Here is a 922-nt window from a genome sequence, read left to right on the forward strand (position 1 = left end):
TATGTCTAGTGAGAGCAGGTAATCTCTTTGGCTTTGTACTTGATTGTTGGATTCAACCACAGTACGAACTCGCCTGCCTTGGTAATCATAGATATAGTACTGTCTGGTGTTGCTTTTGTCTGCTTTACTGAGTTGGTTAAGGGTGTTGTTGTAGTGCCAATGTAGCGTGCCAATGTTATTTAAGACTAGCAGGTTACCGTTGGCATCAAAGTCGCTGGTAGATTGCTGGGTTTCGGTGCCACGGTTGTTGCTTGGGTGGATGGAGAGGGTTTGTTGCCAAGTATTGCTTTTTGCTTGGTGTGAAAGGTGGGTTAGGTTGTTGCCTAGGTCGTAGGTGTAGGTTTGATGGTAGGACTCTAAAGTATTAATCATAAGATATTAAGATCTTTGTGTTAGGAGAACTTTGCATTTTCTATTTTTTGATTGGGGTGTTAAATATATTTATAGTCATCACTCTTTCATGCTTTAGCATATTGGTAAATTGACCTCCAGGGTTAATATGAGCATTGTAATATTCAGGTATAAACTCCCCTTTAATATAAATATTTTTCTTCCAAGTGTCTATTATCAAAGTGTCTGCATTCCATTTATCAGGTTTGAGCAAAGGGGTTGATTGATCACGGTTAAGCAAGTTGAAAGTATGCTCAGGCGTTTCTAGTGTTTCTACTGCCATATCAGGATAATGCCGACTTAACTCATGCAACATTATGTTTGAACATTCTCCACAATTAGCAACTTTATATTGTTTAAAGACCATATCTTTTAATTTACCAGATAAGCTAAATTGAATAGCGGCATCTAAAAGAGGCACATCGTTACTCATTATATTTTGCATGTGGATATTTATATTGTTTCGCAACATTCTTATTTTATGTTCTGCTATTAAAGTATGTTCTTGAGCTGGATAAGCAGATCCGCCTTC

The 922-nt window shown here is 37.5% G+C and carries 2 pseudogenes; both read right to left on the reverse strand.

The features are described from left to right. Positions 1-372 (reverse strand): annotated as a pseudogene (locus tag BAZSYMA_RS00965) (RHS repeat-associated core domain-containing protein); the annotation flags it as partial. 40 nt (positions 373-412) lie between these two features. Continuing rightward, a pseudogene (locus BAZSYMA_RS00970) lies at positions 413-922 on the reverse strand (hypothetical protein); the annotation flags it as partial.

This window comes from Bathymodiolus azoricus thioautotrophic gill symbiont (genome assembly GCF_001298715.1).
Classification (GTDB): Bacteria; Pseudomonadota; Gammaproteobacteria; order PS1; family Pseudothioglobaceae; genus Thiodubiliella.